At 73.0% G+C, this 22,012-nt stretch carries 20 protein-coding genes; 4 read left to right on the top strand and 16 right to left on the bottom strand.

Annotated elements, in window-relative coordinates:
* Window positions 1-5 precede the first annotated feature (5 nt).
* A complete protein-coding gene (locus FKD65_RS11700) occupies window positions 6-755 on the bottom strand; it encodes a hypothetical protein (RefSeq protein WP_141577473.1) in 750 nt (249 codons plus the stop codon).
* A gap of 66 nt (window positions 756-821) precedes the next feature.
* Complete coding sequence (locus FKD65_RS11705; protein ID WP_141577474.1) at window positions 822-1,505, bottom strand: cyclase family protein; 684 nt, start codon at window positions 1,503-1,505, stop codon at window positions 822-824.
* 45 nt (window positions 1,506-1,550) lie between these two features.
* Between FKD65_RS11705 and FKD65_RS11710 the strand changes: the two genes are divergently transcribed.
* Both FKD65_RS11710 and FKD65_RS11715 read left to right on the top strand, forming a co-directional pair.
* Window positions 1,551-2,378 (top strand): HipA family kinase, encoded by an 828-nt coding sequence (locus tag FKD65_RS11710; protein WP_141577475.1) that lies wholly within the window; start codon window positions 1,551-1,553, stop codon window positions 2,376-2,378.
* Window positions 2,375-2,791, top strand: coding sequence for a DUF3037 domain-containing protein (locus tag FKD65_RS11715; protein WP_302931597.1), 417 nt, complete (start codon window positions 2,375-2,377; stop codon window positions 2,789-2,791). The genes FKD65_RS11710 and FKD65_RS11715 overlap by 4 nt, the downstream gene beginning before the upstream one ends.
* Window positions 2,792-2,826: 35 nt before the next feature.
* Here the strand turns inward: FKD65_RS11715 and FKD65_RS11720 are convergent, their stop codons facing one another.
* From FKD65_RS11720 to FKD65_RS11770, 11 genes are all read right to left on the bottom strand, one after another.
* On the bottom strand, window positions 2,827-3,735 hold the full coding sequence (locus tag FKD65_RS11720; RefSeq protein ID WP_141577476.1) for a hypothetical protein: 909 nt from the start codon (window positions 3,733-3,735) through the stop codon (window positions 2,827-2,829).
* Window positions 3,736-4,005: 270 nt separating this feature from the next.
* Complete coding sequence (locus FKD65_RS11725) at window positions 4,006-5,154, bottom strand: S8 family peptidase (RefSeq protein WP_141577477.1); 1,149 nt, start codon at window positions 5,152-5,154, stop codon at window positions 4,006-4,008.
* Between the two features lie 126 nt (window positions 5,155-5,280).
* Window positions 5,281-6,330 (bottom strand): helix-turn-helix domain-containing protein, encoded by a 1,050-nt coding sequence (locus FKD65_RS11730; protein WP_141577478.1) that lies wholly within the window; start codon window positions 6,328-6,330, stop codon window positions 5,281-5,283.
* A 95-nt stretch (window positions 6,331-6,425) separates the two neighbouring features.
* Window positions 6,426-7,268: a GNAT family N-acetyltransferase gene (locus FKD65_RS11735; RefSeq protein ID WP_141586757.1), complete on the bottom strand. Its 843-nt coding sequence runs from the start codon at window positions 7,266-7,268 to the stop codon at window positions 6,426-6,428.
* A gap of 126 nt (window positions 7,269-7,394) precedes the next feature.
* Window positions 7,395-8,978, bottom strand: a complete 1,584-nt coding sequence (locus FKD65_RS11740) for an alpha/beta hydrolase (RefSeq protein ID WP_141577479.1) — start codon at window positions 8,976-8,978, stop codon at window positions 7,395-7,397.
* A 208-nt stretch (window positions 8,979-9,186) separates the two neighbouring features.
* Window positions 9,187-10,776 carry an alpha/beta hydrolase gene (locus tag FKD65_RS11745; RefSeq protein ID WP_240810093.1) on the bottom strand — a complete coding sequence of 530 codons (1,590 nt, stop codon included), beginning with the start codon at window positions 10,774-10,776 and terminating at the stop codon, window positions 9,187-9,189.
* 155 nt (window positions 10,777-10,931) lie between these two features.
* The gene (locus FKD65_RS11750) at window positions 10,932-12,593 is read right to left on the bottom strand and encodes an alpha/beta hydrolase (RefSeq protein WP_168221013.1); all 1,662 of its coding nucleotides are present in this window, start codon (window positions 12,591-12,593) and stop codon (window positions 10,932-10,934) included.
* Window positions 12,594-12,891: 298 nt separating this feature from the next.
* Window positions 12,892-14,067: a flavodoxin-dependent (E)-4-hydroxy-3-methylbut-2-enyl-diphosphate synthase gene (gene ispG / locus FKD65_RS11755; protein ID WP_205718821.1), complete on the bottom strand. Its 1,176-nt coding sequence runs from the start codon at window positions 14,065-14,067 to the stop codon at window positions 12,892-12,894.
* A gap of 132 nt (window positions 14,068-14,199) precedes the next feature.
* Window positions 14,200-15,399 carry an RIP metalloprotease gene (locus tag FKD65_RS11760; protein WP_141577482.1) on the bottom strand — a complete coding sequence of 400 codons (1,200 nt, stop codon included), beginning with the start codon at window positions 15,397-15,399 and terminating at the stop codon, window positions 14,200-14,202.
* 40 nt (window positions 15,400-15,439) lie between these two features.
* Window positions 15,440-16,657, bottom strand: a complete 1,218-nt coding sequence (gene dxr, locus FKD65_RS11765) for a 1-deoxy-D-xylulose-5-phosphate reductoisomerase (RefSeq protein WP_205718635.1) — start codon at window positions 16,655-16,657, stop codon at window positions 15,440-15,442.
* A 94-nt stretch (window positions 16,658-16,751) separates the two neighbouring features.
* The gene (locus tag FKD65_RS11770) at window positions 16,752-17,129 is read right to left on the bottom strand and encodes a helix-turn-helix domain-containing protein (RefSeq protein ID WP_141577484.1); all 378 of its coding nucleotides are present in this window, start codon (window positions 17,127-17,129) and stop codon (window positions 16,752-16,754) included.
* A gap of 128 nt (window positions 17,130-17,257) precedes the next feature.
* Here FKD65_RS11770 and FKD65_RS11775 point away from each other — a divergent pair, with 128 nt between their 5' ends.
* Window positions 17,258-18,106: an NAD(P)H-binding protein gene (locus FKD65_RS11775; RefSeq protein WP_141577485.1), complete on the top strand. Its 849-nt coding sequence runs from the start codon at window positions 17,258-17,260 to the stop codon at window positions 18,104-18,106.
* Between the two features lies 1 nt (window position 18,107).
* Here FKD65_RS11775 and FKD65_RS11780 read toward each other — a convergent pair whose 3' ends face one another.
* Window positions 18,108-19,058: a cell wall metabolism sensor histidine kinase WalK gene (locus FKD65_RS11780; RefSeq protein WP_141577486.1), complete on the bottom strand. Its 951-nt coding sequence runs from the start codon at window positions 19,056-19,058 to the stop codon at window positions 18,108-18,110.
* 399 nt (window positions 19,059-19,457) lie between these two features.
* Here FKD65_RS11780 and FKD65_RS45465 point away from each other — a divergent pair, with 399 nt between their 5' ends.
* Complete coding sequence (locus FKD65_RS45465) at window positions 19,458-19,760, top strand: hypothetical protein (RefSeq protein WP_141577487.1); 303 nt, start codon at window positions 19,458-19,460, stop codon at window positions 19,758-19,760.
* 91 nt (window positions 19,761-19,851) lie between these two features.
* Here the strand turns inward: FKD65_RS45465 and FKD65_RS11790 are convergent, their stop codons facing one another.
* Complete coding sequence (locus FKD65_RS11790; RefSeq protein WP_141577488.1) at window positions 19,852-21,090, bottom strand: ABC transporter substrate-binding protein; 1,239 nt, start codon at window positions 21,088-21,090, stop codon at window positions 19,852-19,854.
* A gap of 463 nt (window positions 21,091-21,553) precedes the next feature.
* Window positions 21,554-21,919, bottom strand: a complete 366-nt coding sequence (locus FKD65_RS11795; protein WP_141577489.1) for a hypothetical protein — start codon at window positions 21,917-21,919, stop codon at window positions 21,554-21,556.
* Between the last annotated feature and the right edge of the window lie 93 nt (window positions 21,920-22,012).

Here is a 22,012-nt window from a genome sequence, read left to right on the forward strand (position 1 = left end):
GGGCCTCAGCCGCCGAAGGCGCAGACGGCCGCGGTCGCGTCGTCGTGGACCTTGCCCCGCGGCCAGCGGACGGCGCCGGGGTCGGTGCGCTCGGCCTCCCGCGTCCGCTCGATCAGCCCCCCGGGCCCGTGCTCCACGGCCAGTGCCGCCAGGCCGGCCCAGCCGGTGGCGCCGAACACGTCGGCGAGTCGCGTCGCGCCGTCGGTCAGCAGGAACGCGCGCCGCAGCTCCGCGGCCGGCACCGTCCCGGTGATCGCGGCGTCCGCCACGGCCGGGTCAGCCGCGGCGTAGTGGCGGCCCCCGGTGATCTCACGCAGGCCGTCGCGGCCGTCCAGCAGGACGGTGGAGTCGGCGAGCACCAGGTAGTCGACGAGCCCGCCCCGCAGCCGCAGCGCGAGCACGGTCGCCGCCGGAGTCGTCGGAACCCGCAGGTCGCAGGTCGCCCGGTGCGCGGCGGCCACGTCCGCGATCGCCCCGGCGAGCCGCGCGACCAGCGGGCGGGCGCCCGGCCGGTGCGCGCCCTCGGGCGGCCCCACCGGCGGGCCCGCCTGCGGCCCGAGCCCCTCCAGCATCCGCGCCAGCAGCCGGGTGCCGAGCGACCGGGAGTACCACGCGGTCCCGTGCGCGCAGCCGAGGTCGGTGCCGAGAGGCAGCCCGCACCCGTCGAGCACCACGACCGCCCCGGCGGCGGCCGCCACGAAGTCCTCGTTGGGCCGCTCGGGACTGCCCTGGTCCGTCGCCCACTCCACCCGCATCCGTCCACATCCTCCCCGTCGGCCGATCCCAGTATGAGGCCGGACGGAGCCGCGCGGGCCTCCCGCTCAGACGAGCACGGCCCGGTCGTCCACGCGCGCGACCGCCCGGACGGGGGCGCCGTCCGCTCCCGCCAGGGCCAGCGGGAACAGGGAGACGTCGATCACGCAGCCCGCGGCCTGGGCGTCGACGAGCCGTCCGAGACCGGTCAGATTCTCCGCGATCACCGCTCCGGCGCCGCAGAGGACGCGGTGGGCGGCGAGCGAGAAGCCGTCCGAGCCGGGCGGCGGGGTGCGGTCCACGCTGAGCGCGTCGATGCCCACCGTCCGGACGCCCGCCGCGACGACGGCCTCCGCCGTCTCGGGTGCCGGGTAGGGGTGGGCCAGGTAGTCGGCGGTCCCCCACCGATCCGACCAGCCCGTCACGATGAGCAGGACGTCGCCCGGCGCGAGACCCGCCGGGACGGCCTCCGGCGGGATCGGCGCGCGCGGCGGCAGGCCCCGCACGTCCATCAGCACGGCCGGACCTGTGAAGCGCTCCAGCGGCAGCTCGTCCAGCCTGGGCAGCGCGTCGTCGATGTGGAACGGGGCGTCCACATGCGTGCCGGTCTGCGACCCCAGGTGCAGCCGGAGCACGTTCACCCCGGCCTCCGCCACCGTGAGGGCCGGGACGGCCTCCACCTCGGGGTCGCCCGGGTAGACCGGCATGCCCGTGGTGATCGGCACCGACAGGTCGAGCAGCTCAACGCCCATGTAATCGATTATCCCGCCCGCTCCCCCACCCGGTAGCGTTGCGGCGTGTTGCCACATGTGACCGCCATCCGCTACGTGACGCCGCTCCGCGAGGGCGGATCGCTTCCGGGCGTCGTCGAGGCCGACGACCTCGGGACCTACGTCATGAAGTTCCACGGGGCCGGGCAGGGCCGCAAGGCGCTGATCGCCGAGGTGATCGCCGGGGAGCTGGCGCGCCGCCTCGGCCTGCGGGTGCCCGAGCAGGTCCTCATCGACCTGGACCCGGCGATCGGACGGCACGAGCCCGACCCCGACGTGCAGGACCTGCTGAAGGCCAGCCCAGGCTGGAACCTCGGCGTCGACTTCCTGCCCGGCTCGCTGGGCTTCGACCCGCTCGGCTGGAGCCCCGACCCCGGCTTCGCCTCCCGGGTCCTGTGGTTCGACGCGTTCATCGGCAACGTCGACCGCAGCTGGCGCAACCCCAACATGCTCGTGTGGCACGGCGACGTGTGGCTCATCGACCACGGCGCGAGCCTCATCTTCCACCACGCATGGTCGAACGCGGCCCGGCTGTTCTCCGGCCCTTACGACGTGGACGACCACGTGCTCACCCCGTACGCGAACCGGCTGGAGGAGGCCGAGGCAGAACTCGCCCCCAGAATCACCGAGGGGCTGCTGCGCGAGGTCATCGGCCTCGTGCCCGACCACTGGCTGGAGGGCGAGCCCGGCTTCGCGGGCCCGGCGGCGGTCCGCGACGCCTACCTCGACATCCTGCTGCCGCGCGCCGGCAAGCCGCGCGACTGGCTGCCGGACCTCGACGTCAGCGGCCACCGCCCGGACACCTCCGCCCGGCGCGGCCAGAACCGCCCCGGCTGGCTCGGGGGCGCCTCGTGACCTCCGGCAGGACGACCAACATCAGGACGGCGGCCGAGCCCACGGTGTTCGAGTACGCCGCGCTGCGCGTCGTCCCGCGCGTCGAGCGGGGCGAGTACATGAACGTCGGCGTGGTCGTGTACTGCCGCGCCCTCGACTACCTCGGGTGCCGCACCCACCTGGACGAGCCGCGCCTGCTCGCCCTGGACCCCTCGCTCGACCTGGCGGGCGTCCGGTCCGCCCTCACCGCGGTGGACGCGGTGTGCTGCGGCGGGGAGCGCGCCGGCCAGGCCGCGAAGGAGGCCCCGGGCGCGCGGTTCCGGTGGCTGACCGCGCCGCGCAGCACGATCGTGCAGCCGGGCCCGGTGCACGCCGGGCTCACCGGTGACCCGGCCGCCGAGCTCGACCGCCTCCTCGACCTGCTCGTCCGGTAGCGGACGGCGGGCGGCCCCCAGGGCCCGGTTCCGGCTCAGGTCCACTCCCAGCGGATGCCGTGGTAGCCGGCGGCCATCCCGAACTCGATGAAGTGGACGCTCTGGTAGCTGGACAGCCGCAGGTCGGCGGAGTCCTTCAGCGCGGTGTGGCCGTCGGGGCGCCACGTCCGGTAGCAGCGGGCGGGCAGCGCCGCCGGGTGGAACCGGACCTCGATGAGGTACTCGTGCTGCGGGGTGCGGAAGCCCCGGCCCTCCTCGGTGACGGGCGGGCCGGTCTCCTCGAACCCGAAGCCGTACTCCAGCAGGTAGGTCTCGCCGCGCCCGAGCGCCCGGTCGAACAGCAGCTCGGCGGCGATGAGGCCGCTCGCCTCGTCCATCCGGACGCGGCCGAACCGGCAGCCCCGCACGGTGCGCGAGGAGGGCAGCACGCCCTGCGGATGGTGGTACACGGCGATCCAGCGGTCCACGCCGCGCTGCTGGGCTTGGAACACCGCGCGGACCCGGACCTCGCGCAGCTCGCGGCGGCGCCCGATGACGTACTGGTCGTGCAGGCTGAGGCCGGTGAGCTGGCGCTCGCCGCGGTCGCCGATCTCGTCGAGCAGGTCGCGGACGCCGGGCTCGGGGCACAGCTCCTCCACCGGGAGCCACGGCCCGGCGGGACGGTCGGTGGTCGGCCTGAGCAGCGTCAGCAGCGAGTGCCGCGGCAGTTCGAGGATGGTCTCCAGGCCGCGGACGGCGCGCAGCGAGTCGGCGCGCTCGGGCCGGGTCCGGCCGCGCTGCCAGTAGCTCAGCGTGGACAGGCTGACCGCGATGCCCTGCTCCTCGAGGCGGCGCCGCAGCGAGTCGAGGCTGAGGCCGCGCGCCTGGATGGCGGCGTGCAGGGCGACGTTGAACGGACCGTACTGGAGGACCTGGAAAAGATCGTCCTCTGCCACACTCTGCATTCTCGGCCTCCGGATCGGCTCCGGCCGGCCCCCGCAAAACGGCCTTGACTACCGCAATTGCAACTTCCGCGCTCACTGTAAGGCTCCGACGGCGGGATGCCAACAGGCAAACTGTCACAACCGCCGGCCCCGGCTCCCGCCGAAACGGTCACCCCGGGGCCCGGCCATGTCGCGGCGGGGCGTGGCCGGGCACCCCGCCCGCCGCGGGAGCGGCGGGCGGGGTGCCCGGTTCCGGGGCCGCCGGCGCGGGCCGGAACCGGAGTCCCCCTGTCAGAGGTCGCGCTTGTTGAGCAGGAGGTTCGGCGTCCCGGACGGGTTGCCCCTGATCACGCCGCTGGTGGCGTTGTAGGTCAACCAGCTGCGGACGGCGCTGAAGGAGGCGTTGCCGTTGGCGGCCTTGTAGAGGGCGGCGGCGCCGGTGACGTGCGGGGTGGCCATCGAGGTGCCGCTGATGGTGTTCGTCCCGCCGTTCAGCCAGGTCGAGGTGATGGACGAGCCGGGGGCGTACAGGTCGACGCAGGCCCCGTAGTCGCTGTAGGAGGCTCTGGCGTCGGTGATCGTGCTCGCGGCGACGGTGGTGGCGTTCGCGGCGCTGCCCGGCGAGTAGTTGCAGGCGCTCCGGCTGTCGTTGCCGGCCGCGACGGCGACGAAGACACCCGAGTTCGCGAGGTTGTTAGCGGCGGAGTTCAGCGACGCCGAGTAGCCACCGCCGAGCGACATGTTGGCCACCGAGGGCCCGGACTGGTGGCCCGCCACCCAGTTCATGCCCGCGATGACACCGGAGCCGGTCCCGTTGCCCTGGCAGTTCAGCACGCGGACACCGCGCAGGTAGACCTTCTTGGCGACGCCGTAGGAGGCGGAGCCGACCGTCCCGGCGACGTGCGTGCCGTGCCCGTTGCAGTCGGAGCCGTTGCCGCCGAGGGCGTCGTAGACGTTGGAGGCGCGACCGCCGAACTGCGGATGCGCGGCGTAGAGGCCGGTGTCGATGACGTAGGCGTACACGCCCGCGCCCGTCGAGTTGTAGGTGTAGCTGCGAGACAGCGGGAGCGCGGTCTGGTCGATGCGGTCGAGGCCCCAGGACGGCGGGTTCGGCTGCGTGGTGCTAGCGCGGACCACCGGGTCCTGCTCGATACGGGCCACGCCGGGCTCGGCGCGCAGCTTCGCGAGCTTGCGGGCGCCGATCCGCGCGGCGAAGCCGTTCAGCACATTCTTGTAGCGGTACATCGCCTTGATTCCGTGCTTGGAGACGGTCGAGCCGACCGACACACCTGGCTTCAGCGTCACGATGTACTGGCCCGCGATTCCCCGGCCCGAGGCGGCGGGGACGAGCGGCGCGCGAAAGGTCACGGCCTGCGCGGGAGCGGCGAGGACCACGACCATGCAGAAGGCCGCGATAGCTGTGAACAGGGGTTTCTTCATCGGAACTCCGTCCGTGGGGGCACCCCCCGGCCCCCGGAAGGCCGAGGTCACGAAGCCGATCGATATGAATTCTCGACGGAATACCGAGAATTCATCGATATCTCCGATCGATTTCCTTTCTCAATATTAATGCCATTCCCACTCGATGCCCACGATCCCGCGGCGAACGGTTCCAACCGCGAGATTAGCGGTCCCCGAAGTACCGATCCACAGCTCGCCGAGCCGCCGTCGCGGCGACGCCGAACTCTCGGCGGTGAAGCCGTAGCAGCGCGCGGGCAGCCGGTCGCCGTCGAACTGGACGAGCGCCACGTAGTCGTGGACCGGATGGGAGAAGCGCCGCTCGTAGCTGTCGGGTGCGGGCTGCCCCACCGGACCGAGCTCGTACTCGACGACCGCCGTGTCCCCCGCCGAGAGCACCCGGTCGAAGACGAGCTCGAACGCCACCAGCCCGCCCTCGGCGCGGATCCGGCCGGGGCGGCAGTACCGCACGCCCACCGGCCCGGCCGGGTCGCCGCCCCCCGCCGCGGCGGCGCCCTCGGCCACCGGAGCGGCAACCCCATCGGCCACCAGGGCGGGCGGGCCGCCGATTGCCTGAGCGGCAGCGCCGTTGGCCGCCGGGGTGGCGGGTCCGTCGGCCGCTGGGGCCGCGGAGCGGCTGTCGCCCGTCTGGTGGACGCAGACCACGCGGTCGATGTCGTCGCCCGCCGCCCGCAGGACGGTCCGCACCGAAAGCGTCCAGGACCGGCGGGCCTCGTCCAGCCGGTAGACGTCGTGGACGCTGAGCCGTTCGAGCCGGTGGTCGCCGGACCGGTCGAGCTGGCCGACCAGGCAGGCATAGCGCTCGGGATCGGGCCACAGGTCCCGGACGCCCCGGACCCGCTCCCCCGCGCCCGGCCGGCCGGCGCCGTCCCCGCCGTGCCCGGCGGCCCCTCGGGCGGGCGCGGCGCCGGGCGCGGGATCGTCCAGCAGCTCGGTGAGGGCGCCGGGGGGCACCTGGAGGATCTCCTCCAGAGCGACGACCACGGTGCGCGAGCGGGGCCTGCTGCGGCCCCGCTGCCAGTAGCTGAGGGTGGCCACGCTGACCATGAGGCCGCGCCGGCCGAGCCGGTGGCGGATCCGCTCCAGCGTCAGCCCGCTCGCCTGGATCGCCTGCCGCAGTGCCCCGGCGAACTCCACGGCGGGATGGTACCCGGCACGGAAGATCGAATCAGGAACCCAGCCAGATCGGGCACGTAATGACAATCACCTGAGAATCCCAGAAAGGGGATGTTTCAGAACAGAATCGACATAAAGGAACCCGACTCGGTGAACCCCACCCGGCGGTAGGCCGCCCGCGCCCGCGTGTTGTAGTCGTTGACGTACAGCGAGACCGTCGGGGCGATGCTGTTCAGCGCCTCCCGCACCACCGCGGACATGCCGGTCTCCGACAGGCCCCGGCCGCGCAGGTCGGGAGGCACCCACACGCCCTGCACCTGGCAGGCCAGCGGGGTGACGGCGCCGACCTCGGCCTTGAACATGACGCGGCCGTCCTCGATCCGGGCGAAGGCGCGGCCGTCGCGGATCAGCTCGGCGACGCGGGCCCGGTAGAGCACGCCCCCGTCTCCGGTGTTGGGCGACACCCCGACCTCTTCGGTGAACATCGCCACGCAGGCCGGGTAGACGATGTCGAACTCCTCCATCCGGACGCGGCGCACGCCGGGGTCGGCGGGCACGTCGGGGACGGCGGAGGTCGCCATCACCGGCTGCGCGGCGCGGACGGCCCTGGGCGGCCCCCAGTACGGCGCGAGGATCTCCCAGAGCTCCCCGACCGCGCCGACGGGCCCGACGATGGACGAGCAGCGCCGCCCCTGGGCCTGGGCCCGCTCGGCGAACGCCCGGACGGCCTCGGGCCCGGCGGCGACCGGGATGAGGTTGGCGCCGGAGTAGCACAGCGAGACGAGCCGCCCCTCGCGCAGGTAGCCCCACATCTGGGCGCCGAGGCGGCGCGGATCGAGCCCCGCGGCGTGCACGCGGGAGCTGACGAACACGTTGGACACCGGGTCGGCGTCCAGGATCGCGAGGGCCTCCGCACGGTACCGGTCGTCCAGCACGCGCACCGGCATCGAGCCCAGCATCCGCACGGCTACCGGCCCCCGGCCCTCACCACTGAAAGCTCCACGTGGCCAAGCCTATGCCGTCCGGGGGCCGCGCACCTCGTCGGCCTCGGTCACGGGCCGGTCCGGCGGCGGGTCACCCGCGGGTCACCGGTGTGCCGCCGTCTGCTCCGCCCGGCCCGCCTTGGCCGCGGCCGGTTCGGCGCCGGCCGCGCACGTCTGGTCCGGGCCCGGCCGGCTCGCGGGCAGCGTTCCGCTCGCGAGATAGGCGGCGACGGCCCCGTCGACGCACCTGTCACCGGACAGGGAGACGCCGTGGTTGTGCCCGCCGGCCTGCACGAGCAGCCTGGACGCCGGGAAGAGGCGGTGCATCTCCAGCGCCCCCGGATACGGGGTCGCGGCGTCCTCGGTGGCCTGCACCATCAGGATCGGCGGCAGGGCGGAGGCGCCCCCCACCCGCGGCGGCGGGCCTCCCGGTACCCCCCAGAAGGCGCAGGGCGCGTTGTACCAGGTGTTGCTCCAGGTCTCGAAACGGTAGCCCTGGCGGTAGAGCCGCTCGCTGTCGGCGTGCCAGCGCCCCCAGTCGCGCGGCCAGGCCGCGTCCCGGCACTGGACGGCGTTGTAGACGGTGTAGTTGTTCTGCTCGAGCCGTGACGGGGGCTGCCACGCCTTGCGCAGCGGCCCGGGGTCGTGCCGGACGGCGTAGGCCGACAGCGCCCTCGCGTGCGTGGCCCAGCCGTAGTCTCCGTAGCCGTCGGCGAGGAACACGTCGTCCAGTTCGGAGGGGCCGATCAGCCCGTCGATCGGCTTGGCCTTGAGCGCGGTCCGCGCCCTGGCGTAGGCGGCGGCCACCTCGCGGCCGGAGTCCCCGAGACGGTAGGTCGAGTGGTGGCGGCCGATCCAGGCGAAGTACGCGTGGATGCGCCTCTCGAAGGCGACGTTCTGGTCGAGGTTGTCGCCGTACCAGACACCGCTCGGCCGGACGACGCTGTCGAGCACCATGCGGCCGACCCGCCCCGGGAACATCGTCGCGTACACCGCGCCGAGGTACGTGCCGTACGAGTAGCCGAAGTAGTTGATCTTCTGCTCGCCGAGGGCGGCGCGGACGGCGTCCATGTCGCGGGCCCAGTCGGCGGTGCCCATGTGCGGGAGGATCGCGCGGTAGCGGCCGGTGCAGTCGTCGGCGTACCGCCGTGCCCGGGCCCTCCACGCCTCCTCCTCCGACGCGCTCGCGGGGACCGTGTCGGCGCGGGCCCGGCCGGGGTTCTGGTACTCGGGGTCGCAGACCAGTTCGGGCTCGCTGGCGCCGACGCCGCGCGGGTCGAACCCGATCCAGTCGTAGGACGCGGCGAGCGGCTTCGGCACCGACTCGGTGAAGAAGGCGGGGAGGTCGCGCCCGTGCGCCCCCGGCCCGCCCCGGTTGAGCAGCACCACGCCCTTGGAACTCGGGGCGGTGTGCGGAGCGCGGGTGAGCTCGAGGGTGATCTGCCCGGCGGCCGGATCGGCGTGGTCGAGCGGCACTCGGAGGGACGCGCACTGCAGGCCCTTGAGCCGGGTTCCCTCGACCGGGTCCTTGGCGGGGCAGGCCTTCCACGCGAGGCCCGCGGGCCTCGGCTCGGGAGGCGGGGCGGCGGCCACGGGCGCCCCCAGCCCGGCGGCCCCGGCGACCGCGAGGATGACCGCGGCGGCCGCGGTCCCGGCGGCGGCCCTCTTTCCAGCGTCGTTCAGCACCTTCGCTTTCTACCGGCGGGATGCCCCGGAATCGCGTACCTCCGGGATCGCGCGATTCCGCCCCCAAACGGGACCACCGCCGGAAACCAGCCGCCCGCGAAGCGAGCGCGGCGTGCCCGTCCCGTCCCGGTGAGGGGACGGGACGGGCACGCCGCGCATGGGCGGGCCGCCCGGGCGCTGTGCCGCCCGGTGCGGCGCCGCCCGGGTGCTACGGGCGTCCGACCGGGAGGTCCTTGCCCGCGGAGGCGCGCGCGGCCTTCGCGGTCATGGCCGTCGGGTCGGGGTCGTTCAGCGCCGGGACGGCCTTGCAGTAGGCGTCCGGGCCGCGGTGGCTCGCCGGCAGCGCGCCGGTGTCGAGGTACGCCGCGACCTTGTCGTCCAGGCACGTGTTGCCGTTGAGCGTGTTGGCGTGGGTCTTGCCGCCGACCTCGAACACCAGGCGCGAGGACGGGAAGACCTTGTGCATCTCCAGGCCGCCCGCGACCGGGGTCGCCGCGTCCTGGGTGGACTGGACCAGCAGCATGCCGGCCAGGCCCTTGGCGCCCTTCAGCTTGAACGCCGGCCCGCCCTGGAACGGCCAGAAGGCGATCGGGGCGTTGAACCAGACGTTGCTCCAGGTGTTGAACCTGTAGCCCTGCCTGTAGAGCTTCGCGGCGTCGTTGTGCCACTTGCTCCAGTTGCGCGGCCACCGGGCGTCGGCGGCCTGGACGGCGTTGTAGACGGCGAAGCCGTTGTCTTCGCCGCCGGGGTTCATCCAGTCGAGGAGCCCGGAGGCGTCCTTGTCGTTCACCCAGGCCGAGAGGGCCTCCGCGAACGGGATGTAGTAGCCGGTGTTGTAGCCGGCGGACAGCACGGTGTCGTCCAGCTCGTCCGGCCCCATCTGGCCGCCGATCGGCGCCTTCTTCGCAGCGGCGCGGACGGCGTAGTACTTGGCCTCGACGGCCTTCTCGCTCTTGCCGAGGTGGTAGAGCGAGTCGTACTTGGCGATCCAGGCCCACCAGGCCTTCATGTTGTGCTCGAAGGCCTTGTCCTGCTCCAGCTGGGCGTCGTACCAGACCGTCTTCGGGTTGACGTTGCCGTCGAGCACCATCCGGCTCACGCGCTTGGGGAAGAGCGTGGCGTAGGTGGCGCCGAAGTAGGTGCCGTACGAGAAGCCGTACCAGCTGATCTTGTCCTGGCCGAGCGCGGCGCGGATCGCGTCGACGTCGCGCGCGGCGTCGGTGGTGCGCATGTGCGGCAGCAGCCAGCCGAACTTCTTCGCGCAGTCCTGCGCGTACTTCTTGGACTTGGCGATCCAGACCTTCTCCTCCTTGGCGGAGGAGGGGACGTAGTCCGGCCGGATCGGGTCGGAGAAGTTCGGGTCGCAGGTCAGCGCCGGCTTGCTGGAGCCGACGCCGCGCGGGTCGAACCCGATGATGTCGTACTTGGCGGCGACGTCGGCGTGCCCGGTGCCGCCGATCCAGCGGGCGAGGGCGGGCGCGTACTGGAGGCCGGAGCCGCCGGGGCCGCCCGGGTTCACGAACAGGGTGCCCTTGTAGTTCTTGTCGTCGGTGTGCTTGAAGCGCGACACCGCGATCGAGATCTTGCGGCCGCCCGGCCGGCCGTAGTCGAGGGGCACCTCGACCTGGGCGCACTCGGCCTTGTTCATCGGGTCGCTGGGGCCGCTGACCTCGCACTTGCCCCAGGCGATGCCCGCGGCGGCACCGGAGCGCCCGGTGTCCGCGCTCGCGGAGACGGCGAATCCTGCGCCGCCCGCCGCCACGACCGCGGCGGTCGCGACGAGAACGATCTTTTTCACTTGACCCCCTCAGATCGGCGACTCCGGACCGGCGCCGTGCCGGAGGGGGGTGCCGCCGATGCGTAGCGGATTGCGGATTACCTGCGTGTCGGCGGCCGTACCGGACCCCGGGGACCGCTTCCCCGGGGTCCGGACCGCATGACCTGCCGCCGGCGTCAGCGGATGACGTCGGTCTTCAGCTGCGCGGCCTTCTGCGAGCCGGCGCCGCTCAGCGTCCTCGCGGTCGCCGTGGACGGCGGCTTCGGGTCACCGAGCTGCGGGACGTGGACGGTGCTCTGCGCCGGACGCTCTCCCCGCAGGAAGTAGGCGTCGAAGTAGGCGTCCACCTGGGCGGAGCCGCGGTGCACGATGCAGTGCGTGCGGTCGCCGTCCTGGACGACCAGGCGCGAGCCCTTGAGCCTGCGGTGCATCTCCAGCGCGCCCTCGTACGGCGTGGCCGCGTCCGCGGTCGACTGGAACATGAGGATGTTGCGCGGCAGGTCCCGGGTGTGGCCGATGTTCACCGGCTTGCCGGCCTTGGCGGGCCAGAACAGGCACGGGGCGTTGTACCAGGCGTTGCCCCAGGTCTCGAACGGGTGCTTGCGGTTCACCCGCTCGTTGTCGCGCTGCCACTTGGCCCAGCTCAGCGGCCACTGGACGTCGGTGCACTGCACGCCGAGGTAGACGGCGTACCCGTTGTCGTCGGAGCCGCCGGTCGTCGGGGCGCCGAAGGTCTGCGCGAACGTGGCGGTGTCGCCCGACTTGTAGGCCGACAGAGCGGCGGCGTAGCCGTGCCAGATGGCCTGGCTGCGGCGGTACCCGGCGTTCAGGATCACGTCGGTCAGCTCGTCCGGCCCGACGGCGAGGGTCTGCCCGCTGTCAGGGTCGGTGTAGTAGACCGGCTTGTTCTTGAGCTTCGCGCGCAGGTCGTAGAAGAAGCTCCGGACCTGCTTCTGCGTGGTGCCGAGGTGGTACACCGAGTCGTACTTGGCGATCCAGCCGAAGTAGTAGTCGATGTTGATGTCGAACTGGACGTCCTGGTTGAGGTTGGCCTCGTACCAGGCGTCGGAGGGGCCGACGTTGCCGTCCAGCACCATCTTCCCGACGTTCTTGGGGTAGACGGTGGCGTAGGCCGAGCCGAGGTACGTGCCGTAGGAGGCGCCGTAGTAGTCGAGCTTCTTGCTGCCGACCGCCCGCCGGATCGACTCCACGTCGTTGACCGAGTCGATGGTCTTGATGTGGTTGAGCAGCCCGGTCTTGTCGGCCTTGCCGCACGCCTCGGCGTAGCCCTTGGAGAGCTTCAGCCAGGTGCTGACCGACTTGCGGTCACCGGTGCCGTAGTCCGGGCGCGGGGCGTTGGTGTAGTTCGGGTCGCAGGTCAGCGCCGGGACGCTCATGCCGACGCCGCGCGGGTCGAACCCGATGACGTTGTAGGCCTCGCGCATCGGGGCGGAGTTCTGGGCGAACACGCGCGGTCCGAACAGCGCGCCTCCGCCGCCGGGGCCGCCGGGGTTGACCACGATGTCGCCCTTGGCCTGCCCCGAGCCGGTGTGGGGCGTCCGGGTGAGCTGGAGCGTGATCTTTTTGCCGTTCGGCTTGGCGTAGTCCATCGGCACCGAGAGCTCGGCGCACTGGACGATCTTGGAGACCGGGTAGAGCCCGTCGTACAGGTCGTGCACCGTCTGGACGAAGTCCGCGGGGCAGGCGTGCCACTCGGCCGCCGAGGGGTTGAATCCTCCGGCCGTTCGGGCGGAGGGGCTCGCGGCCTGCGCGCTTGTGACGCCGAGACCGGTGAGACCGAGCCCTGCCACCGCGGCCACGACAACGATCCTCTTCACATATCCCCCTATCGTGCCGACTCCGATTGAGTCGGACATACGGGTAAACGAGGGAGATTGTTGCGGTTCCGTCAACCGGCCCGACAGGGGCCCATCACAGTGGATGCGAAATCGTGACAAGATCAGCGGAACTCTGTGATATCCACCGACGTTCCGGTCCCGGATGCCCGCCCGCGGGACAGGTTCCGGGCATGCGAAAGCCCCGGGTCACAGGACCCGGGGCTCTCGGATTCGCTACGGCGTCAGCTCACCGCGCCCTCGGCCGGACGGCGTTCCACCCGGCCCGGCCACCGTGCCGTCAGCCGACCACCACGTCGGCGCCGGGCCCGGAGACCGCGCCGTCCTCGTCGATCTCGATCCCCATCTCGTCGGCGATGCGCATCGCCTCCTCGATCAGGGTCTCGACGATCTGCGCCTCGGGGACGGTCTTGACGACCTCGCCCTTGACGAAGATCTGGCCCTTGCCGTTGCCGGAGGCGACGCCGAGGTCGGCCTCGCGCGCCTCGCCGGGGCCGTTCACCACGCAGCCCATCACGGCGACGCGCAGCGGGACGGGGAAGTCCTTCAGCCCGGCGGTCACCTGCTCGGCCAGCGAGTACACGTCCACCTGCGCGCGGCCGCAGGACGGGCAGGAGACGATCTCCAGCCCGCGCTTGCGCAGCCCGAGCGACTCCAGGATCGCCGTGCCGACCTTGACCTCCTCGACCGGAGGCGCCGACAGCGAGACGCGGATGGTGTCGCCGATGCCCTCGGCGAGCAGCGCGCCGAACGCGACGGCCGACTTGATCGTGCCCTGGAACGCCGGGCCCGCCTCGGTGACGCCGAGGTGCAGCGGGTAGTCGCAGGCCGCCGCGAGCTTGCGGTAGGCCTCGATCATCACGACCGGGTCGTTGTGCTTGACCGAGATCTTGATGTCGCGGAAGCCGTGCTCCTCGAACAGCGAGCACTCCCACAGCGCCGACTCCACCAGCGCGTCGGGGGTGGCCTTGCCGTACTTCTCCAGCAGCCGCTTGTCCAGCGAGCCGGCGTTGACCCCGATGCGGATCGGCACGCCCGCGTCGGTGGCCGCGCGGGCGATCTCGCCGACCCGGTCGTCGAACTTCTTGATGTTGCCCGGGTTGACCCGGACGGCCGCGCAGCCCGCGTCGATCGCCGCGAAGACGTACTTGGGCTGGAAGTGGATGTCGGCGATGACGGGGATCGGCGACTTGCGCGCGATCGCCGGCAGCGCCTCGGCGTCGTCCTGCGACGGCACGGCGACGCGGACGATCTGGCATCCGGACGCGGTCAGCTCCGCGATCTGCTGGAGCGTGGAGTTGACGTCGGCGGTGAGGGTGGTGGTCATGGACTGGACCGACACCGGGGCGTCGCCCCCGACCGGCACGTCGCCCACCATGATCTGCCGGGACTTGCGGCGGGGCGCGATCGGATCCGGCGCCCCCTGCCCGTCGCCATCGCCGCGGACGCTCGGCATTCCCAGTGAAACGCTCATCCCTCTCCTCATATTTTCGGCCCCGTACAAAGCCTAGGCGCCCCGCGCGGCTGAGTTGACGGCGCCCGCCACCAAAGGTGTGACCATATGACCACCCTCGGTAAACATTTTATGTCATTCCGGTAGCCGTAGCGGGTTGAGAAGGTCGGCGAGGATCAGCAGCACCCCGAACCCCACCAGCAGCAGGATGGCGAGGTATGTCAAGGGCATGAGCCTGGTCATGTCCACGGTGCCCGGATCCGGCCGTCCCCTCGCCCGGTTGACGCCCGCCCGCGCCCGCTCGTAGGCGACGACCGCGAGGTGCCCGCCGTCCAGCGGCAGCAGCGGCAGGATGTTGAGCGCGCCGAGGAAGATGTTCACCGAGACGACGAGCGACAGGTACAGCGTCAGCTTGTCGCGGGCGGAGCTCTGGGAGGAGAAGATCTGCCCCGACACCTCGGTGGCACCGACCACGCTGCCGACCTGGCCGCCGGGCGTGCTCCCGCGTTCGGGCGAGAACAGCTTCGGAACGGCGGCCGGCAGGTCCGCAGCGGCGCGCCCGATGCCGGCGACGGTGCGGCCGATGCCCTGCCCGGCGAACACGGCGGCGTTGAGCGGCCCGGTCCGCTCGTACCCGGCGCCGACGACCTTCGCCGACATGCCGACGAACGGCCGCCCGCCCACGTCCGCGAGCGTGACCGGCAGCGCCACCGGCCGCGCCGCGCCCGGACGCGCGACCACCACGGTGACGGTCTGCCCCGGCTCGGCCGCGTCGATCGCCCTGGTGAGGTCGTTCCAGTCGGAGACGGGCGTGCCGTTGAACGAGACGACGCGGTCGCCCGGGCGCAGGCCGGCCCGCGCGGCGGGCGAGGGCGGGCGGTCCCCGCCGCAGCCGCCCGACAGCGAGGCCGGCACGCAGCTCGTGACCTCCTCGACCGTGCTGGTCACCGTGCCCGACTCCCGCACCCCGATCGTCATGGCCATCACCATGAGCAGCAGGAAGGCGAACGCGAAGTTGGCGACCACGCCGGCGGCGATGACGACCGCGCGGCGGCCCGCGGGCTGCCGGTAGAACGCGCGCGGCCGGTCGGCGGGGCTGAGCTCCTCCAGCGGCGTGTAGCCGACGATCTTGACGAAGCCGCCCAGCGGGATCGCCTTGACGCCGTACTCGGTCTCGCCCCGGCGCGTCGACCACAGGGTCGGGCCGAAACCCACGAAGTACTGCGTGGCCTTCATCCCGAACCGCTTGGCGGTCAGCAGGTGCCCGCCCTCGTGGAGCATCACCGACACCAGCAGTGCCACCACGAAGGCCACCGCGCCGAGGAAGAAGGCCATCGGGTCCCCTCCGGGGTTCCTCCCGAGGCGGGTCCCCGGGTCAGGCGGTCGCGGTCAGTTCCCTGGCCCTGGTCCGCGCCCACGCGTCCGCTGCGAGGACATCGTCGAACGTCAGGCCGCCGGTGGTGCCCGAACCGTGCTCCTCCATTACCCGCGCGACAGTGTCGACTATCCCGAGGAACGGGAGCCGTTCCGCACGGAAGGCGTCCACGCACTCCTCGTTGGCGGCGTTGTAGACGGCGGGGACGGTCCCGCCCAGCTCACCGGCGCGGCGGGCCAGCGCGACGGCTGGGAACGCCTCGTCGTCGAGCGGGAACAGCTCCCAGGTGTGCGCCTTGGTCCAGTCGACGCCGGGGGCGGCGTCCGGCACCCGGTCGGGCCAGTCCATGCCGAGCGCGATCGGCAGCCGCATGTCGGGCGGGCTCGCCTGCGCCAGCGTGGAGCCGTCGACGAACTCGACCATGGAGTGGATGTAGGACTGCGGGTGGACCATGACCTCGATCCGGTCCATCGGGACGTCGAAGAGCAGGTGCGCCTCGATGACCTCCAGGCCCTTGTTGACCAGGGTCGCGGAGTTGATCGTGACGACCGGGCCCATGTCCCAGGTGGGGTGGTTCAGCGCCTCCTCGGGGGTGACGCCGGCCAGCTCGTCGCGGGCGCGCCCCCGGAACGGCCCGCCGCTCGCGGTGAGGACGAGCCGCCGCACCTCCTCGGCCCGCCCGCCGCGCAGGCACTGGGCGAGCGCCGAGTGCTCGGAGTCGACGGGGACGATCTGCCCCGGCCGCGCCCGCTCCTTCACCAGGGGGCCGCCGACGATGAGCGACTCCTTGTTGGCGAGGGCGAGCGTGCGCCCCGCGTCCAGCGCGGCGAGGGTCGAGGCGAGGCCGAGCGCGCCGGTCACCCCGTTCAGCACCACCTCGCACGGCCAGCCGGCGACCTCGGCGACCGCGTCCGGACCCGCCACGATCTTGGGGATGGGGTGGTCGCCGGAGGCGTAGCCGCGCCGCTTGGCCTCGGCGTAGAAGGCGAGCTGGAGGTCCTGCGCGGCGGACGCCTTCGCCACCGCCACCACGTCGGGGCGGAACTCCAGCGCCTGCTCGGCCAGCAGGTCGACCCGTCCGCCGCCGGCGGCGAGCCCCGCCACCCGGAACCGGCCGGGGTTGCGGCGGACCACGTCCAGCGCCTGGGTGCCGATCGATCCGGTGGAGCCGAGGACGACCAGCTCGCGGGCGCCCGCGTCGGGGCTTGAAGGAGGCATCACGGGTCCATTGTCGGGCATCGGCCGTGCCGGGATCGCGCGGGCGCCGTGCCCACGCGGCGCAGATCCCGAGCAGGTCCCGTGCGGACGCCGCTCAGCCTCCCGCGTCGTGGGCGCGCCGCGCCTGCTCGACCTTCTCCAGGTTCTCGGCGGACCACTCCGCGAGCGCCGCGAACAGCGGCGCGAGGCTGCGCCCCAGATCGCTGATCTCGTACTCGACGCGCGGCGGCACCTCCGGGTGGTAGGTGCGGACGACGAGGCCGTCGCGCTCCATCTGCCGCAGGCGCTGGGTCAGCACCTTGGGCGTGATCGTGCCGATGCGGCGCTGCAACTCCACGAACCGCTGCCGCCCGTACTCGTGCAGCGTCCAGAGGATCGGGGTCGTCCAGCGGCTGAACACGAGGTCGACCACCGGGGCGATGGGGCAGGCCAGCTCGGGGTCGAGCGCCTCCTCGGTCCTGGTGTCCGCCATCAACGGCCTCCCGGGGGGTAGTCACTTTCTTCTAGGTACCTACTATACGCAGGATGCTAGCTTCGCCGGGTCGCACCGCGACGGCGCCGCCCTCCGGCGGTGCCAGTGCAGCTCAGAGGGAGAAAGCAATGATCGTTGTCATGGGCGCCACGGGGAACGTCGGGCGGCCGCTCGTGCGGATGCTGGCCGAAGCGGGCGAGCGGGTGACGGCCGTGTCGCGGAACGCTCCCGGCGACCTGCCCGAGGGGGTCGCGCACCGCGCGGCCGACCTCGCGGAGCCGGAGCCCCTCCGCCCGGTCCTGGACGGGGCGGACGCGCTCTTCCTCCTCGTCGCCGGGCCGCTCCTCGGCTCGCCCGAGGACCTGGACCCGCACGAGGTCGTCGGCGTCGTGAAGGCCGCCGGCGTGGAGCGGGTGGTGCTGCTGTCGTCGCAGGGGGCCGGAACGCGCCCGGCGGCCTACAGCCACGCGCACCTCAGGGCGTTCGAGGACGCCGTCCGGGAGTCGGGGCTCGGCTGGACGGTCCTGCGGCCGGGCGGTTTCGCCAGCAACGCGTTCGCGTGGGCCGGGCCCGTGCGCGCGCACCGGGCGGCCGCCGCGCCGTTCGCCGACGTCGCGCTGCCGTTCGTGCACCCGTCCGACATCGCCGAGGTCGCGGCGGCGGCACTGCGCGACGCCCGGCACGCGGGCCGCGTGTACGAGCTCACCGGGCCCGCCCCGATCACGCCGCGGGAACGCGCGCGGGCGATCGGCGAGGCGCTGGGCGAGCCGGTGGCGTTCACGGAGCAGACCCGGGAGGAGGCCCGGGCGCAGATGACGGCGTTCATGCCGGCACCGGTCGTGGACGGCACCCTCGACATCCTGGGCGAGCCCACCGCCGCCGAGCGGCGTGTCAGCCCCGACGTGGAGAAGGTGCTCGGTCGCCCGGCCCGGTCCTTCGCGCAGTGGGCCGGGGAGAACGTCGCCGCGTTCCGGTGAGTCAGCGGGCGAGGAGCGGGAGCCGGAGCACGAGGCGGGCCCCGTAGGCGCCGTCGGCGACCTGCACGGTGCCCCCGTGGGCCAGGGCGATCTCCCGCGCGATCGGGAGGCCGAGGCCGCTGCCGCCCTTGTCGCGGCTGCGGGCCGGGTCCAGGCGGGCGAAGCGCTCGAAGACGCGGTCCCGGTCGGCGGGCGGGATGCCCGGGCCGTCGTCGTGGACCACGACGACGGCCCGGTCGCCGTCCGCGCGCGCCTCGACCTCGATGTGCGCGGCGGCGTAGCGCTCGGCGTTGGCGAGCAGGTTGCGCACCGCGCGGCCGAGGCGCTGCCGGTTGCCCGCCACGATGATCCCGGGTTCGGCCTTGACGACCGTCGGGACCGGCGGAGTGCGGCTCGCGGCCTCCGCCTCGACCAGCGCTCCGAGGTCGACCGGCTCCCGGGCGGTCGCGTCGCCGGAGTCGAGGCGGGCGAGGACGAGCAGGTCCTCCACGATGCGGTGCAGCCGGTCGATGTCGACGAGCGACTGACGCAGGGTCTCCTCGGCGTCGCCGTCGTCCGGAGCGGACAGGGCCAGCTCGATGCGGGTGCGCAGGCCGGTGATCGGCGTGCGCAGCTCGTGCGAGGCGTCGGCGACGAACCCGCGCCGCTGCGCGACCTCGATCTCCAGCCGGGCGAGCAGTTCGTTGACGCGCTCGGCCAGCCGCTCCATCTCGTCGCCGGTGGCCGGGACGGCGACGCGGCCGCCGGCCTCGTCCTCGGTGAGCCTCTCCAGCTCCCGCCGGAGCCGTTCCACCGGCCGGAGGGAACCGCGCGCGGAGTGCGCCAGCCCCCAGCGGGCCGACCCGACGGTCACCGCTGCGAGCGCGGCCATCACGGCCGCGAGCACCCCCGGGCGGTCGACGCCGCCGAGCAGGTGGAGTGCGGTGGCCGCCGCTACCACGGCGGCCACCATCAGGGATCCGAGTGCCGTGAACGACGCCGACATCACACGCGCCCGGGCTGGGCGGGCCCTGTGCGGCCGGACTCGTCGATCATCGACGTTCCTGGCCGACATGCCTCCTTTCTACGCAACGACCCTCCAAAAGGGAGCAAAGCGTCCGGCCCGTGACCGCATAACCTGCGGCGGGTCTGCATAACCTTGCCCGAAAGGCTGCATAACCTGGGCGAAGAGGCTTCCGGCGGGCCGCGCGCGAAGCCTCCCCAGGGCCCGCGCATAACCTTGGCGCATCGCCGAAGGCGGGCCGACACGTAAGGTTTTGCCGCCCTTTTCACCTTCGGTAACAGCCGCAACACGCTTCTCCGCCTATAAAGGAGTGACGTGAAAGGCGACTCCCACCGGGGGGATGGAGACATGGGCCAGAGGGGCGAGCCGGTCGTCGACCCGCGAGGGTTGAGCACGGCCCAGCGCCTGGGCGACGCTTGCGTCGTCTGCCGCAAGAGATGGCCCCGGCCGCGCGTCCGCGTCGGCCGCCTGCCGGACTCGTCCGGGGTGTTCGCGTGCGACGACTGCGCACCCACCCCGCCGGTACCCCGCGCACGGCGGGGCCCTCGGGAGCCGCTCACGAGCGCCGGGCAGGCGGTGGGAGAGCCGCCGCCGGCGCGGACGGCGGCGCGCGGCGCCGCGGTCATGGAGGTCTCTCCAGGGAGAGGGTGACCCGGACGTTTCGGGGGGAAGTCCGGGACCACCCGTCAGGCGCGCCCGGCTGGGGGCGGTCGGGCGCGCCGGAGAGACTCTTCGGCGGACCTCAGGCCTTGGTGGCCTGGATCCAGGTCCGCGTCCACTCGGCGTAGTCCGTGCAGTCCTTCTTGCCCGGCTCGCCCTTGCCCGATCCGCCGCCGCACGCCTTCGACGGCGCGTGCGCAAAGATGATCTTGTCGAGGTAGTCGCGGTCGCCGACGTGGTAGGCGGCGCAGAAGCCCGACTTGAGGCGGTCGCCCGAGCACGCCTGCGGGTTGGCGGGCGCGACCCCGGTCCACTCGGCGACCTGCTGCTGGACGTCCGGCGAGGCCGTCCACTGGAGCCACTGGTACATGCAGTTGGGGTGCTCGACGCGGGCTCCGATCATCCACGCGTCCATCCACCCGGTGGCGCCCTCGGAGGGGACGGCGCCCTGGACGGGCCGGGACGCGCGGTTCAGCACGTCCACGTGGTAGGGCCACGCCTGGCCGAGCACCGCCCGGCCCCCGGCGAACGCGCTGACGGCGTCCGCGGGGGCGTCCCAGTACTCCCCCACGAACGGGCGCTGCGCCTTCAGCACCCGCCCGGCGGCGGCGAGCTGCGCCGGCGTCAGTGAGTAGGGGTCGCGGATCTTGAGCTTGCGCTGCCTGCCCTTGAGGTAGAGCGCGGCCTCGGCGATCGCGAGCGGGCTGTCCCGCATGACGATCTTCCCGGCGTACCGGCGGGCCTGGGCGGGGTCGAACAGCGCGGCCCAGCCCGCGGGCGGCGGGACGGCCCGGGTGTCGTACATCAGCAGGTTGGAGCCCCACACGTACGGCAGGCCGTAGTGCTTGCCGTCGCTCTCCAGGAGCCTGCGCAGCTTCGGCTCGAGCTTCTTGTAGCCGTCCACGAGGTCGGGGTTGATCGGGACGACCTGGTTCTCCTCGACCAGCCGCCCGGCGACCTCCGGCGGCGCGGCGACGCCGTCGTAGCGCCGGTCCTTGTCGCGCATGAGCCCGGCCATCTCCTCGGGCGTCTTGACGACCTTCATCCCGATCTTGCAGCCGGTGCGCTCCTGGAAGGGGGTGACCCAGTCCACGCGCGGGTCGGTGCCGCCGCTCTCCACCGAGCCGGGCAGCGTGAGGAGGTTCAGCGCACCCTCGCCGGGGCCGAGGGTGCTCACCACCTTGGCGACACCGGCGGGCCTGTCGTCCCCGCCGCTGCAGGCGGTGAGCGCCGCGGCGCCGAGTGCCGCGGCCGCCGCCAGGGCCGTCGCCGCCCTGACCCGTGTCGCCGCCTTGACCCGTGCCGTGGCCTTCAGCCGCATGTCGCTCCCGATCCGTGCCAGGGCCCTCCCCCTCGCGAACGGGCCCGTCGGCGCAGCGTAGCGTCTCCGGCACGGCCGGACGCGTGCGCCCCGGCTCCGGACGGCGGTTCCCGGCACCTCCGGCGGCCATTGTGTTCGCCGGCCGGGATTCCCGCGACGTGATCGGCGGCCTGGCGGAAATATCCCGCCGCCCCGGGGCCTCTCCGGCCGGAATTACCGATGATCGCGACTCCACCGTTTCCCGGCGGACTTTCCCGCAGGTGACAACACCATGACCATTGCCGCACTCTTCAATGCGTTTTCCGGCCGGGCCGGAGTGCAACCGCCGGGACCCCGGGAGGACGGTGGGTGCTGGCGTCCGCGCCATACACGGAGGTTGCTGGAGAGGATATGGCGCGGGCTCGCGTCCTGCCCGGGGCCGCGGCGGCACCGGTGGGGCGTGGCGGGGGTGGGGAACAGCGGATCACCGTGCGGTGCCGCCCGGCCACGCGATCACCGGTACCCGGCCGGTCGGCGGCGGTGTGACGCCCTCGAGACTGAGGAGGTTCGAGGGACGCCGCACGTCCTGCCGGGTGTCGCGGGACGGCCGCGGACGGCCGCCGGGGGGTGCCGGCCCGCGGGCCGGCCAGAGGGCGGGCACGGCGCCAGCGACCGTCTCGATTTGCGCGATGAGCCGCTGCGGCGTGTCGGCCTCGAGGAAGTCGCCGATGTCGCGGTCCCGGGGCGGCAGTGCCCACCAATGGCCGGTGAAGGGGCCGAACCAAATGGTCCAACCCGGGAATCGCCTGCCGAGCGCGTCCACCTCGGCCGCGTGGTCGCCTGCGGTCATAGCGCGGCTCTCCTGCATGTCCGGCTCCACCGGCCCGCGGCCCGTTGACCACGGGTTCTGACTGCCGACCCTGACTTTTGAATTCGCCCCAAT

The sequence above is a fragment of the Actinomadura sp. WMMA1423 genome (assembly GCF_006547145.1).
Lineage (GTDB): Bacteria > Actinomycetota > Actinomycetes > Streptosporangiales > Streptosporangiaceae > Spirillospora.

Coding starts and splice junctions, on each gene's coding strand:
- FKD65_RS11700 (WP_141577473.1), bottom strand. CDS start 755: ATGCGGGTGGAGTGGGCGACGGACCAGGGCAGTCCCGAGCGGCCCAAC.
- FKD65_RS11705 (WP_141577474.1), bottom strand. CDS start 1,505: ATGGGCGTTGAGCTGCTCGACCTGTCGGTGCCGATCACCACGGGCATG.
- FKD65_RS11720 (WP_141577476.1), bottom strand. CDS start 3,735: ATGCAGAGTGTGGCAGAGGACGATCTTTTCCAGGTCCTCCAGTACGGT.
- FKD65_RS11725 (WP_141577477.1), bottom strand. CDS start 5,154: ATGAAGAAACCCCTGTTCACAGCTATCGCGGCCTTCTGCATGGTCGTG.
- FKD65_RS11735 (WP_141586757.1), bottom strand. CDS start 7,268: ATGCTGGGCTCGATGCCGGTGCGCGTGCTGGACGACCGGTACCGTGCG.
- ispG (WP_205718821.1), bottom strand. CDS start 14,067: ATGCCGAGCGTCCGCGGCGATGGCGACGGGCAGGGGGCGCCGGATCCG.
- FKD65_RS11760 (WP_141577482.1), bottom strand. CDS start 15,399: ATGGCCTTCTTCCTCGGCGCGGTGGCCTTCGTGGTGGCACTGCTGGTG.
- dxr (WP_205718635.1), bottom strand. CDS start 16,657: ATGCCTCCTTCAAGCCCCGACGCGGGCGCCCGCGAGCTGGTCGTCCTC.
- FKD65_RS11770 (WP_141577484.1), bottom strand. CDS start 17,129: ATGGCGGACACCAGGACCGAGGAGGCGCTCGACCCCGAGCTGGCCTGC.
- FKD65_RS11775 (WP_141577485.1), top strand. CDS start 17,258: ATGATCGTTGTCATGGGCGCCACGGGGAACGTCGGGCGGCCGCTCGTG.
- FKD65_RS11780 (WP_141577486.1), bottom strand. CDS start 19,058: ATGGTGGCCGCCGTGGTAGCGGCGGCCACCGCACTCCACCTGCTCGGC.
- FKD65_RS45465 (WP_141577487.1), top strand. CDS start 19,458: ATGGGCCAGAGGGGCGAGCCGGTCGTCGACCCGCGAGGGTTGAGCACG.
- FKD65_RS11790 (WP_141577488.1), bottom strand. CDS start 21,090: ATGCGGCTGAAGGCCACGGCACGGGTCAAGGCGGCGACACGGGTCAGG.
- FKD65_RS11795 (WP_141577489.1), bottom strand. CDS start 21,919: ATGACCGCAGGCGACCACGCGGCCGAGGTGGACGCGCTCGGCAGGCGA.